The sequence below is a fragment of the Rhizobium sp. 1399 genome, from assembly GCF_031455475.1.
GTDB lineage: Bacteria > Pseudomonadota > Alphaproteobacteria > Rhizobiales > Rhizobiaceae > Rhizobium.
Genome location: NZ_JAVDSU010000004.1, coordinates 355,014 through 367,045, shown reverse-complemented (window position 1 = coordinate 367,045; position 12,032 = coordinate 355,014). Strand labels below are relative to the sequence as shown.

Here is a 12,032-nt window from a genome sequence, read left to right as displayed (position 1 = left end):
AACCGATGGCCAGTCGATCCCGTCAACCAATGGATAGTTCAACCTCGTCCCACCTCCCGAAACAGCCAGGCCGGATTGCCTTGGCGCCTCGGTTCGAGACCATGCTCTTGAAGAACCCATTACCCAAAAGCCGTTTTCACGCGGCTTTTGGGTAATTCGTTCAAAAAAACGGCAAATGGGAGACGGTAAATACCGTCTCCCAAAAGACGTTCAAGATTACTTGACGTCGGCCTTTGCGCCAGCGTCTTCAAGCTTCTTCTTGATGTCAGCGGCTTCAGCCTTGTTAACGCCTTCCTTGACAGCCTTCGGAGCGGCTTCGACAAGGTCCTTGGCTTCCTTGAGGCCCAGGCCGGTGATGGCGCGGACTTCCTTGATGACGTTGATCTTGTTGGCGCCGGCATCCGTGAGGATGACGTCGAACTCGGTCTTTTCTTCTTCAACGACAGCAGCAGCACCTGCACCGCCAGCAGCGGCAGCAACAGCTACCGGAGCAGCAGCGGAAACGCCCCACTTTTCTTCGAGAAGCTTCGACAGCTCAGCGGCTTCCAGGACGGTCAGCGAGGAGAGGTCGTCAACGATCTTTGCGAGATCAGCCATTTTACTAGTTCCTTTTGTTCGGTTCGAACCGGTTGATTATAAACAGCGAAAAACCGCCTTAAGCGGCTTCGTCCTTCTTGGCGTAGGCCGCAAACACGCGGGCAAGCTGGCTTGCCGGTGCTGCAACAACCCCAGCGATGCGGGTAGCCGGCGTCTGGATCATGCCCAGCAGCTTCGCACGCAGCTCATCGAGCGAAGGCAGGGTCGCAAGCGACTTGACAGCTTCAGCATTGAGCGTGGTTGTTCCCATGGCGCCGCCGAGGACAACGATCTTGTCGTTGGTCTTGGCGAAATCCATGACGACCTTCGGAGCGGTGATCGGATCATTGCTGTAAGCAATGAGGGTCTGACCTTTGAAGAGATCGGCGATCCCTTCCGCTTCCGTACCCTGAAGGGCAATTTTGGCCAGGCGGTTCTTCGCGACTTTGATGGTGCCGCCAGCAGCGCGCATCTTCGAACGAAAATCGTTCATCTGTGCGACTGTAGCACCAGCATAGTGGGCCACGACAACCGAGCCGGATGCCTTGAAGACATCGTTCAGTTCCGTGACGAATTCGCGTTTTTCCGCTCTTTCCACTGCCTATCTCCAGTTGATGGGACCGCTTGAACGGACCCACCGGGTTGCCTTTGCCTCCTGGGATCAGAAGCGATCCCAAGCGACGCTTGAGGATCCTGTCCCCTCGCGCTCCGCGCCAATTAAGGCAAAGGAGGCACAAGGCATCCAAGGCTCGAACCGATTTCCTAGAAGCAGAACTTCATGCAATTCGGGTCTTACCCGTCTCATGCAGGCAACAGTGATTAAGGGAAAACCACCTGCAATCTCGGACAGGATTCCGGATTTCTCCGGAATATTCCGGCCTCTTGCGAGGCCGGAATTCTTTACAATCGGGCCGAAGCCCGATGAAACTTAAGCAGCAGTAACCGCTGCGGTGACCGAGCCGACTTCGATCTTGACGCCCGGACCCATGGTCGAGGAGAGAGCTACGCGCTTGACGTAGTTGCCCTTAGCGCCAGCCGGCTTTGCCTTGATGACGGCGTCAGCGAAGGCACGGATGTTTTCTTCCAGAGCCTTGGCATCGAAGGATGCCTTGCCGATGCCGGCGTGAACGATACCAGCCTTCTCGACGCGGAACTCGACAGCGCCGCCCTTGGAAGCCTTGACGGCACCAGCGACATCCATCGTAACCGTGCCGACCTTCGGGTTCGGCATCATGCCACGCGGGCCGAGAACCTTACCGAGGCGGCCGACGAGCGGCATCATATCCGGGGTGGCGATGCAGCGATCGAAGTCGATCTTGCCGCCCTGAACGATTTCAACGAGCTCTTCCGCGCCAACGATATCTGCGCCGGCAGCCTTGGCTTCATCAGCCTTGACGCCACGAGCGAAAACAGCAACGCGAACCGTACGGCCGGTGCCGTTCGGCAGGTTGACGACGCCGCGGACCATCTGGTCTGCGTGACGCGGGTCGACGCCGAGGTTCATCGAAACTTCGATGGTTTCATCGAACTTTGCGACAGCACGTTCCTTGACCATGCCGATGGCCGTCGTCAGAGCGTAGAGCTTGGTCGGATCAACACCTTCGTTGATCTTCTGAGTGCGCTTGCCTGCCATGGTCTTAACCCACCACTTCCAGGCCCATGGCGCGGGCAGAGCCCTCGATCATCGCCATTGCACCTTCGATATCCGCTGCGTTCAGATCCTTCATCTTGGCTTCGGCGATCGTCTTGATCTGAGCCTTGGTGAGGGTACCGGCCTTTGCGCCCTTGCCCGGGGTCTTGGAACCGGACTGGATCTTCGCTTCCTTCTTCAGCCAGTAGCTGACCGGAGGCTGCTTCATGGCGAAGGTGAAGGACTTGTCCTGGTAATAGGTGATGACGACCGGGATCGGCATACCCTTTTCCATTTCCTGCGTAGCCGCGTTGAACGACTTGCAGAATTCCATGATGTTAATGCCACGCTGACCAAGCGCCGGGCCGATCGGCGGGGACGGGTTTGCCGATCCTGCCTTGACCTGCAGCTTGAGCTGGCCTGCAACTTTCTTAGCCATATATCTCTCTGCCTTTCACTGATGACCGGTTTCCCGGCCCTTGATGCCGGATCACTCCGGCGGCTGCGGTTGCGTGGTGCGGATCGTTAGGACCTGGCTTAAGACCCCTCACCTTCCACGCGATGCGGCTTTCGCCGCCCGAAGAACGGTCACAAGTGACCGAACCTCGATCTCGAAAATCAGACCTTCTCGACCTGAGCGTATTCCAGCTCGACCGGCGTAGCGCGACCAAAGATCGACACTTCCACTTTCAGGCGCGAACGCTCTTCGTCCACATCCTGAACCGTGCCGTTGAACGAAGCGAACGGACCATCGGAAACGCGAACCTGTTCGCCGATTTCAAAGGTAACGGAAGCCTTCGGCCGCTCGACACCTTCCTGAACCTGACCGAGGATGCGCTCAGCCTCAGAATCCGGAATCGGAACGGGCTTATTGTCCGAGCCAAGGAAGCCCGTGACCTTCGGCGTATTCTTGATCAGGTGATAGGCCTCATCCGTCAGGTTCGCACGAACCATGACATAGCCCGGGAAGAACTTGCGCTCGGAATCGACCTTGCGGCCGCGGCGCACTTCCACCACCTTTTCGGTCGGCACGAGGATCTTCTCGAACAGGTGCTCAAGCCCCTTCTGGCGAGCCTTGTTCTCGATGTCCTCAGCCACCTTCTTTTCAAAATTAGAATATGCGTGGACGATGTACCAACGTGCCGCCATTTTCATCTCCACTCGTATCAGTTGCCGGTATTGAGCACAAAGCTCAGCGCCCAGCCAATGAGCTGGTCGGCGGCAAAGAAAAACAGCGCAGCAAAAACAACCATAAACAGCACCATGACCGTCGAGATCATTGTCTCGCGGCGCGACGGCCAAGTAACTTTAGACGTCTCCGTGCGGACCTGCTGCAGAAACGCGAATGGATTGGATTTGGATGCCATCGACTGCCCACGCAATTACGGCGCGTAAAGCTGAAACTATCAGCCCCACGCACCGCGTGTCTGTTGAACCCTAAATAAACATCGATTTCCGAATACACAAGAGGGAAACCGATGTTTAACGAAATTTGTCGCCATATGCTCAATCCTCGCCGGAACGCTGCGTTCACGTCCGCGCTGTCCGTTCAAGGAAAAATGGCAGGGGCAGTAAGGCTCGAACTTACGACCTGCGGTTTTGGAGACCGCCGCTCTACCAACTGAGCTATACCCCTTTACGCTTTGCATTCAGCCTGTTGACCTTGCGATCATCAGCCGGTGAAAGCATGGCGCTCCCTTTAAAACGGCGGCTCGGGATATGCAAGAGCGATTTTTGATTTTCAGAACCATTCTCCGCAGGCGACCGGAAGAAGTGGCCGACAGCAACGTATCTGGCGGCCGGACGCGAAATTGAATGCGCCCGACCGCAAGAGTTTTCTGACCGGAATCTCAGACTTTTACGTATTTGCGCCAGTCGTGCTCTTCCTTGAAGCCGAGCACCTCGCGAATCTTCCGGTTGGAAAGCAGGCCCTCATATTCGCCGATCTCACGGGTGAAGGGCACATTCGGGAAGAATCGTTTGGCGAGCTCTCTCGACGGGGTGTTGGCCGAGACGCTATCATTGGCGGCGTTGAAGACCTGGAAGCCCAATCCGTCCTTCTCAATGCAGCGATGGACGATCTGGCCGAGATCGCGCGCGTCGATATAACTCCAGGCGATGCGCTTGCGCATTTCCGGATTGGCGAAATAGGTCGGAAATTTCTCGTATTCATGCGGCTCGATGACGTTGCCGATGCGCAGCGCGTAAATATCGAAGCCTGAGCGCTCGGCAAAAGCGCGCGCCGTCTTCTCGTTCAGGACCTTGGAAAGGCCGTAGGAATCCATCGGATTGACATCATAGTCCTCATCCAGCGGGAACTGGTGGAAGTCGCGATGGCCTTCGGCGAAACAGACGCCATAGGTGGTCTCACTCGACGCGACGATGATCTTCCGGATACCGAGCTTCACTGCCGCCTCGATGACATTATAGGTGCCCATCGTGTTGATGCGGAAGGTCTCGTTGTCCGGCTTGATCAGGATACGCGGCACCGCCGCAAAATGCACAACTGCGTCGAAAGGCTGTACGCCCTTGCCCGCTTCCAGATCCGGAAAGTCCCGGTGCATGGAAAGCACGTTGAACATCTGGCCGCTGTCGGTGATGTCGGCGATGAGATTGGTGACTTCAGGGCTTTCGAGCGGCACGAGATCGACATTGTGCACATCATAGCCAGCATTGATGAGCCACGGCACGGTATGGCGTCCCGCCTTGCCCGAACCGCCGGTGAAGAGAATGCGCTTTTTCATGGAAAATCCTCCGCGTCATGAAATCGGAGGCATAGATAAACTCTTCCGCGCGAAGAGCAAGCGAGCGTCTCACGGGCAGGTTCAAACCCACCTCGGCCAGGAGCTTCCTCCCGGAAGCACCTGCGCTGTTACTTTTACGGCCCGCCGGAATATCCGGCGATCCAGTCATGCTATCATTTAACGACGCTTACTTCGTCTATCTGCACGCCAGCTGCCTGAACAACTTCCTGCGGAATTGCAGCGATGAAAAACATCGTGAAAACATACATCGCGAAAATCGTCGCAACGAATGTAGCTTTGTGAATCATCCTACTCTCCTCTCTATAATGAGGAGTCTGGACTAAAAATGCCGGAACGCAAAACGCTTTCTGAACGCTAGATGAACAAAATACTGTTATGGGGCATCTTAACGATATTTTTACAACATCTCAGGAACGCATGAGGATGCCGGAAAACGAAAAACCCCGCCGTCTCCAGCGGGGTTTTTCCTAAAATCGGGGATAATTCCGATTACTCGATGATCGAAGCAACGATGCCTGCACCGACGGTGCGGCCGCCTTCGCGGATAGCGAAGCGAAGCTTTTCTTCCATCGCGATCGGAACGATCAGCTCGACGTCAACGGTCACGTTGTCGCCAGGCATAACCATTTCCGTGCCTTCCGGAAGCGTCACGATGCCAGTCACGTCCGTCGTGCGGAAGTAGAACTGCGGACGGTAGTTCGTGAAGAACGGCGTATGACGGCCGCCTTCTTCCTTCGTCAGGATGTAGGCTTCTGCCTTGAACTTCTTGTGCGGCTTGACAGAGCCCGGCTTGCACAGGATCTGGCCACGCTCGACGCCGTCACGGTTCACACCGCGAACCAGAGCGCCGATGTTGTCGCCAGCCTGGCCCTGGTCGAGCAGCTTGCGGAACATTTCAACGCCGGTAACCGTCGTCTTCGAGGTCGGACGAATGCCGACGATTTCGACTTCTTCGCCAACCTTGACGATACCGCGCTCGACGCGGCCGGTCACAACCGTACCACGGCCGGAGATCGAGAACACGTCTTCGATCGGCATCAGGAACGGCTGGTCGATCGGACGCTCAGGCGTCGGGATGTAGGCGTCAACTGCAGCCATCAGCTCGCGGATCGCGTCTTCACCGATCTTCTTGTCAGAATCTTCAAGAGCAGCAAGCGCCGAACCCTTGACGACCGGAATGTCGTCGCCCGGGAAGTCGTAGGACGACAGAAGTTCGCGCACTTCAAGCTCGACGAGCTCGAGAAGCTCGGCGTCGTCAACCTGGTCGACCTTGTTGAGGAACACGACGATTGCCGGAACGCCAACCTGGCGGGCGAGCAGGATGTGCTCGCGCGTCTGCGGCATCGGGCCGTCAGCAGCAGAGCAGACCAGGATCGCGCCGTCCATCTGCGCAGCACCGGTGATCATGTTCTTGACATAGTCAGCGTGGCCGGGGCAGTCGACGTGCGCGTAGTGGCGGGCCGGCGTCTCGTATTCGACGTGAGCCGTCGAAATGGTGATGCCGCGTGCCTTTTCTTCCGGGGCAGCGTCGATCTGGTCATACGCCTTGAATTCACCGAAATACTTCGTGATCGCTGCCGTCAGAGACGTCTTGCCGTGGTCAACGTGGCCGATCGTGCCAATGTTGACGTGCGGCTTGTTGCGCTCAAACTTACTCTTTGCCATTTGAATGCTTCCTGTGGACGTAAATGGGTGACCCCGGCGAACCGGTTTAGTGCCGCCGTTTAAGGCTTTCGGCGAAATTGCGCAAGACTTAATTGCAGACGCCATTCTTGGCGTGTCAGCGCATATGGGAGATAATTCGCAACCCGCAAGACGATTCGTCGGCACCTGCCCCAAAACACCTGAAATCTAAGGTAAAATCGAGAGAAAGCCCGCTTCTGGCCTTGTTGATGCCAGCAGCGACTGCAATTTCTGCAGTCGTGACCCGGGTGCCGCGCGATCTCATCGGCGCGACGCCTGCCGACAAGATTATCTTACATTTTACTAATTGATTTCACCGAACAGGAAAACTTCCATGATATCCCTCTAATATTCGGAGGAACACCCAATGCAATCGGAGAACTACACCAACCACTATTCGGCATTCATGGAAGACCATCGTGAACTCGGCTATCCACGCGACGACGATGCGGGCACGAGCGTCAAAAAGAACACGGGCCAGTCTTCGGTCTTCATCGCCGGCATCGCCATAGGGGTGCTCGGCTACTGGATCATCGGCAATTTCATGAATCTCGTCTTCGAGTTCTGAAAGCCAGAGCAATTCGTCAAGAACAGCAAGGAAGATGGAGCGGGTAGCGGGAATCGAACCCGCGTATTCAGCTTGGAAGGCTGCTGCTCTACCATTGAGCTATACCCGCGGGGTTGGTCCGATCCAATGACGAATGGTGGAGAGAGTTGGATTTGAACCAACGTAGGCTGAGCCAACGGATTTACAGTCCGTCCCCTTTAACCACTCGGGCATCTCTCCAGTTTTTCGTCCGGATCTTGAAGACCAAGTTCGTCAGACTTTGAAGCGTTGCCGCCCCGTCGTCTGCGCCGCGTATATGACCGGACGATTTCAGTCTGTCAACACGATGACAATGGAAAAGACAGGAAAAATTTCATCGCCTGTTGAAAGCCGGCGTATGAAAGAAGGCCTATGCGGCAACAGGCGCCATCGTTATAAAGCCGCATGAGCAAAGATAAGAAATCCGGCGACAAGCCCGCAACCGACAAGTCCGCAAAGGACACGCATTACGCAACCTTGCGACGCGCGCATCGCGACGGCAAGCGCGAACGCGGTGAGATTCCAACACCGGCACCACAGAAGCGCAAGCGTGGCGGAGACGACTGGAAACCGCCGGCGCTCGCCCCCGATCAGGTCTTCCTCTACGGCCTTCATACCGTTCGTGCCGCGCTTGAAAATCCTGAGCGCAAGAACATCAAGCTATCGGTGACACAGAACGCGCTTGCGCGATTGGAGATCGATCCTGATACGATCGGCGTTCCCGTCGACATGGTCTCTCCGCAGGATATCGACAAGGTGCTCGGCCCCGAAGCGATCCATCAGGGCGTGATGCTGGAAACACGCCCCCTGCCCGTCCGACGACTGGAAGCACTGAAGGACAGCCCATTGCTTCTCGTGCTCGACCAGGTAACCGATCCGCACAATGTCGGCGCCATCATGCGATCGGCCGTCGCCTTCAATGCAGGCGCCGTTATCACCACGCAGAGACATAGCCCAACCGAATCGGGCGTGCTTGCCAAATCGGCTTCCGGCGCGCTGGAACTCATACCTTATATACAGATCACCAATCTCTCGGACGCGCTCGGCGAATTGCACAAGCTCGGCTTCTTCACGATCGGGCTCGATTCGGAAGGACCGGCGCCACTGGAAGGCACGTTCTCAGGTGGTCGAATCGCACTCGTGCTCGGCTCCGAAGGCAAGGGCCTGCGGCAGAAGACCCGCGAAACCGTCAGCGCGCTCGCCCGGCTCGATATGCCCGGCGCCATCAAATCGCTGAACGTATCGAATGCAGCGGCGATTGCACTTTATGCAGCGGGACTGCACCTGAAGGCATAGGCCACAGTCGGTAGATCAATATTGATATGTCGCAGAGAGAGGGAATGATAACCGCCATCGCGGTTGAACACCCTCTCTCCTGGTCCATATTCCGCCTTGGAAAGAGCTTGCCGGTCACTATCATCGGCAATGCATTCATCTTTGGGGCGCCGGCAAAAAGGGAATCCGCACTATGGCAATTCGACCGCTGATCTTCGGCGTTCTTTTCATTGCGGTCCTCGTCATGGTCATTTTGAGCATCACGTGGGTGGACAGGTCTCATCCAATCCGCCAGCCGGATCCCCTGGCACCGTCGACGACGCCATCAAATCCACCTCCATCTGTGCAATAGCCGATCCGGAACCCGCAACGTCGCCGGGCGTTTAATCCCGCCAGACAAACAGGGATCTAGATGTTCATGCGCCTGATGATTGCCGTCGTTGCCGTTATGATTGCTTCGGTCCTCAGCATCGCGATGATGTCACCGTCCGGTGCCGGACAGACCGGTAGCGGTACGAAGATCGCATCGAGCGTGAACGAACCTGCACAGAAGTGACTGTAAACCGCCTCACCGGGCGAGGCGCAGAACACTATCCTCGATATTGCTAAGCAGTTTTGTTCGCCCGGTATCATCGTCGCCGATACCGCTCTGATTTACGACGCCGTGCAATGCGTTGAACAGGAATATGGCGGTGAACGCCGGCTCCTTCAGTGACCAAGCTCCTTCACGGCTTCCTGCTGCAAGCAATTGCTGCAGACTATCGATCAGGATGTTGCTCGTCAGGCCCTCGCGGCTTGGCGGCGGAGAAGCAGCAAAGACGAGATTGTGCAGGCGCGCGGCGTTCAGATAGCCCATGGCACAGGCTCTTGCCCAGGCCGTCAACTTGCCGTTCCAGTCGCCGGTATCCTGTTTACCCACTTCTTCCACGATGCCGTTCAGAAGCTTCTGAACGAAGCGGGTCCGCAATGCTTCGATAACATCCGCCTTCGAAGAGAAATGAAGGTAAAAGGCTCCCTTCGAGACGGCGGCACCCTGGGTGATCTCCTCGATCGTCGTATGCTCCACTCCCTTGTCGAGAAAGAGGCGTTCGGCCGCGACCATGAGGTCGTCCCGCCTCTCCTCGGCTGGTTTGGTTCTTGGCCTGCCGGCCATGCGTGATGTCATCGGAAAGTCCGTCAATGCCCGCGACGCCGAGGCTCCGCCCGGTGCAGGTAGCCCGCGAATACGTCGCGCATAGCAGTGTTTTCAATGTAGGGCAAAAGACGACCGACCTCCCCACGGTGATAACCGCTGTGGGTGATGACATGGGCCAGCATCTCCTCCCGCGACATGCGGCCCTGCCCGCCATCGGTGAAAGTGAAGTCGATCGTCTCTTCGAGCTCCTCGGGCGTCACCTGCACCATATAATCCAGATACCACCTGTCGGTTTTCCTGATTGCGGAAGCAAGATCTCCAAAAGCTGGCGGCTCTCCGGTCCAACTCGCCGTATAGCCATGCGGCTCCTTCCGCAGGTTGGCAGCGAAAATCCGATCGACGATTTGAGCGTGATTGAGAACACGAAAAGCGGACTTGAGGTTTTCCGATGGCCCGCTTTCGGGAAAAGCAGCAAGCGCGGTCAGAAGTTCGTCATCAACGCTGGCCTTATATTGAAAGAGAGAGGTCAGGAGTGTTTTTGCAGACATGGCGAACTCCATCGCGGCGATTGATGAACTGATCTTTAAATTATTGACTGGTGGTCAGTCAATAAAATTCTCAAATCCACCAAATACCGATCAAGCAAAAATCCCGTCGCAAGCTCGAAACCTTGCAACGGGGTTTTGCTAAAAGCATATCGCGCAAAACTGTGCAGCGGTTTTGCGATAACGACCTGCCTGAATACGAAGACCTAAAGTGTGAGAAGCGAATCTGAAAGATCGCGGCATGCTTGAGGGATCGGAAAATGCGTGGCTCGGTCAGCTATCAGCTCCGGTAGAGCCAATAGGGTCCATCGTGGTGGCGACGCCAATAATGACGCTCGCGCCAACGCTCTTCCCGCCACGGGCTCCAGCGGCGTTCATAGCCCCAGGCCGGACGCCAGTAGCGACGTCCACGCCACTCGCGACGCTCGCGCCAGTCACGGCGATCACCCCAATCGCGGTCGCCCCAATCCCGATCACCGCCGCGGACCTGGATCACATCGCTCTGTTGCGAGGCTGCCGGACGGTCGAGAGGGATGGCAGCAGCCGGAGCTACGGCGGAAAACAAAGTACCGGCCGAAAGGGCGGCTGCTAGGAGAAAACTGGAGATCCTCATGGCTCACTTCCTCGTTTCTGATGAAGCGAGAATGGCTGAGCGCTCCTGAATTGCCGCTGAATCGACCCTTCAGTCTCTGTTCATGTAATGCAATGGCTTGGAAAAACTGGTGCCCCCGGCAGGGTTCGAACCCGCGACCCCCTGATTACAAATCAGGTGCTCTACCAACTGAGCTACAAGGGCAATGGCTGCGAAGTAGCAGATTCTGATCTTTTGTAAAGAAAATTTGCCCATTCCGGCAGCTTGGTAAAGCTATCCACAGCGGGTTGTCGATCGACGCTATGGTTGGAAAAGCCCGCTGGGGGGCATGTGGACGTGTTCATTACCGAAATCACCACCCGATCTATCAGGGCGATAAGATCATCCGAACTTCGCCCGCAACGCAAAACGTCTTGTCGTATAGGCCCTTTATCCTTTAGCTAGAGCAGCATAACAAAGGGCATTGCATGGGCCGGTCATTTCAGACGCTTTCTTTTATCGCCTCACCGACCACGGAAGCACTCGCCGCGCGAGATGAACTGATTCGCCTTTATGGCGATGTGCCCGCAAACGAGGCCGATGTCATCGTCGCGCTCGGCGGCGACGGCTTCATGCTTCAGACACTGCACAGTACCATGAACAGCGGCAAGCTCGTCTACGGCATGAATTGCGGCTCGGTCGGCTTTCTGATGAACGATTACAAGACTACCGACCTGCATGACCGCATCTGTACCGCCGTCGAGAACGCCTTTCACCCGCTGAAGATGACGACATCCAATGCCGACGGCAGCAATTCCTCGGCGCTCGCAATCAACGAGGTCTATCTTTTCCGGCAATCCTATCAGGCAGCAAAGCTCAGGGTGGAAATCGACGGACATGTGCGGCTGGAGGAATTGATCTGCGATGGCTTGATGGTGGCAACGCCTGCAGGCTCGACCGCCTACAATCTTTCGGCCCACGGCCCGATCCTTCCGCTTGACGCGCCCCTACTCGCCATGACGCCGGTCAGCGCTTTCCGGCCTCGGCGCTGGCGCGGAGCGCTGCTTCCCAACCGGGTGACGGTGGACATCCATATATTGGAAGCCGAGAAGCGGCCCGTGAATGCGGTCGCCGACAACACGGAGATCAAATCCATACTGCATGTGCGCATCGCCCAGTCCGAGGACATGACCGCACGCATCCTTTCCGATCCCGACCGCTCATGGTCGGACCGGATTCTGGCAGAACAATTCGAGGATTGAAATG

Annotated in this window: 16 protein-coding genes and 4 tRNA genes; 4 read left to right on the top strand and 16 right to left on the bottom strand. The window is 56.6% G+C overall.

All coding sequences use genetic code 11. The features are described 5' to 3' along the window. Positions 1-216: 216 nt before the first annotated feature. The 10 genes from rplL to tuf form a co-directional block, all read right to left on the bottom strand. A complete protein-coding gene (rplL, locus tag J2X71_RS16140; protein ID WP_007817117.1) occupies positions 217-597 on the bottom strand; it encodes a 50S ribosomal protein L7/L12 in 381 nt (126 codons plus the stop codon). A 58-nt stretch (positions 598-655) separates the two neighbouring features. Beyond that, complete coding sequence (gene rplJ, locus J2X71_RS16135) at positions 656-1,174, bottom strand: 50S ribosomal protein L10 (RefSeq protein ID WP_007817115.1); 519 nt, start codon at positions 1,172-1,174, stop codon at positions 656-658. A gap of 330 nt (positions 1,175-1,504) precedes the next feature. After that, positions 1,505-2,209 carry a 50S ribosomal protein L1 gene (gene rplA, locus J2X71_RS16130; protein WP_113325481.1) on the bottom strand — a complete coding sequence of 235 codons (705 nt, stop codon included), beginning with the start codon at positions 2,207-2,209 and terminating at the stop codon, positions 1,505-1,507. Between the two features lie 4 nt (positions 2,210-2,213). Then, positions 2,214-2,645, bottom strand: a complete 432-nt coding sequence (gene rplK, locus J2X71_RS16125; protein WP_007817112.1) for a 50S ribosomal protein L11 — start codon at positions 2,643-2,645, stop codon at positions 2,214-2,216. A 179-nt stretch (positions 2,646-2,824) separates the two neighbouring features. After that, positions 2,825-3,355 carry a transcription termination/antitermination protein NusG gene (nusG, locus tag J2X71_RS16120; RefSeq protein ID WP_007817111.1) on the bottom strand — a complete coding sequence of 177 codons (531 nt, stop codon included), beginning with the start codon at positions 3,353-3,355 and terminating at the stop codon, positions 2,825-2,827. Between the two features lie 17 nt (positions 3,356-3,372). Further along, complete coding sequence (gene secE, locus J2X71_RS16115) at positions 3,373-3,573, bottom strand: preprotein translocase subunit SecE (protein WP_007817110.1); 201 nt, start codon at positions 3,571-3,573, stop codon at positions 3,373-3,375. Positions 3,574-3,766: 193 nt separating this feature from the next. Next, positions 3,767-3,842, bottom strand: a tRNA-Trp gene (locus J2X71_RS16110). A 214-nt stretch (positions 3,843-4,056) separates the two neighbouring features. Then, the gene (locus J2X71_RS16105) at positions 4,057-4,950 is read right to left on the bottom strand and encodes an NAD(P)-dependent oxidoreductase (protein ID WP_113325482.1); all 894 of its coding nucleotides are present in this window, start codon (positions 4,948-4,950) and stop codon (positions 4,057-4,059) included. 173 nt (positions 4,951-5,123) lie between these two features. Further along, positions 5,124-5,258 (bottom strand): hypothetical protein, encoded by a 135-nt coding sequence (locus J2X71_RS16100; RefSeq protein WP_007817108.1) that lies wholly within the window; start codon positions 5,256-5,258, stop codon positions 5,124-5,126. Between the two features lie 202 nt (positions 5,259-5,460). Then, complete coding sequence (gene tuf / locus J2X71_RS16095; protein ID WP_113323818.1) at positions 5,461-6,636, bottom strand: elongation factor Tu; 1,176 nt, start codon at positions 6,634-6,636, stop codon at positions 5,461-5,463. Positions 6,637-7,021: 385 nt separating this feature from the next. Here tuf and J2X71_RS16090 point away from each other — a divergent pair, with 385 nt between their 5' ends. Next, the gene (locus J2X71_RS16090) at positions 7,022-7,222 is read left to right on the top strand and encodes a hypothetical protein (RefSeq protein WP_310382993.1); all 201 of its coding nucleotides are present in this window, start codon (positions 7,022-7,024) and stop codon (positions 7,220-7,222) included. A 35-nt stretch (positions 7,223-7,257) separates the two neighbouring features. Here J2X71_RS16090 and J2X71_RS16085 read toward each other — a convergent pair. Further along, positions 7,258-7,331 (bottom strand) — tRNA-Gly (locus J2X71_RS16085). Between the two features lie 25 nt (positions 7,332-7,356). Next, positions 7,357-7,441 (bottom strand) — tRNA-Tyr (locus J2X71_RS16080). Between the two features lie 204 nt (positions 7,442-7,645). Here J2X71_RS16080 and rlmB point away from each other — a divergent pair. Both rlmB and J2X71_RS16070 read left to right on the top strand, forming a co-directional pair. Next, on the top strand, positions 7,646-8,536 hold the full coding sequence (rlmB, locus tag J2X71_RS16075) for a 23S rRNA (guanosine(2251)-2'-O)-methyltransferase RlmB (RefSeq protein WP_310382992.1): 891 nt from the start codon (positions 7,646-7,648) through the stop codon (positions 8,534-8,536). 391 nt (positions 8,537-8,927) lie between these two features. Next, on the top strand, positions 8,928-9,071 hold the full coding sequence (locus J2X71_RS16070) for a hypothetical protein (protein WP_310383318.1): 144 nt from the start codon (positions 8,928-8,930) through the stop codon (positions 9,069-9,071). Positions 9,072-9,083: 12 nt separating this feature from the next. Here J2X71_RS16070 and J2X71_RS16065 read toward each other — a convergent pair whose 3' ends face one another. The 4 genes from J2X71_RS16065 to J2X71_RS16050 all read right to left on the bottom strand — a co-directional run bounded on the left by J2X71_RS16065 (position 9,084) and on the right by J2X71_RS16050 (position 10,991). Further along, the gene (locus J2X71_RS16065; RefSeq protein WP_405049719.1) at positions 9,084-9,680 is read right to left on the bottom strand and encodes a TetR/AcrR family transcriptional regulator; all 597 of its coding nucleotides are present in this window, start codon (positions 9,678-9,680) and stop codon (positions 9,084-9,086) included. 11 nt (positions 9,681-9,691) lie between these two features. Next, positions 9,692-10,198, bottom strand: coding sequence for a DinB family protein (locus J2X71_RS16060; protein ID WP_310382991.1), 507 nt, complete (start codon positions 10,196-10,198; stop codon positions 9,692-9,694). A gap of 277 nt (positions 10,199-10,475) precedes the next feature. Next, on the bottom strand, positions 10,476-10,808 hold the full coding sequence (locus J2X71_RS16055; protein WP_310382990.1) for a hypothetical protein: 333 nt from the start codon (positions 10,806-10,808) through the stop codon (positions 10,476-10,478). Positions 10,809-10,915: 107 nt separating this feature from the next. Continuing rightward, positions 10,916-10,991 (bottom strand) — tRNA-Thr (locus tag J2X71_RS16050). A 263-nt stretch (positions 10,992-11,254) separates the two neighbouring features. Between J2X71_RS16050 and J2X71_RS16045 the strand changes: the two genes are divergently transcribed. After that, a complete protein-coding gene (locus J2X71_RS16045) occupies positions 11,255-12,028 on the top strand; it encodes an NAD kinase (RefSeq protein WP_113324889.1) in 774 nt (257 codons plus the stop codon). The last annotated feature ends 4 nt before the right edge of the window (positions 12,029-12,032 follow it).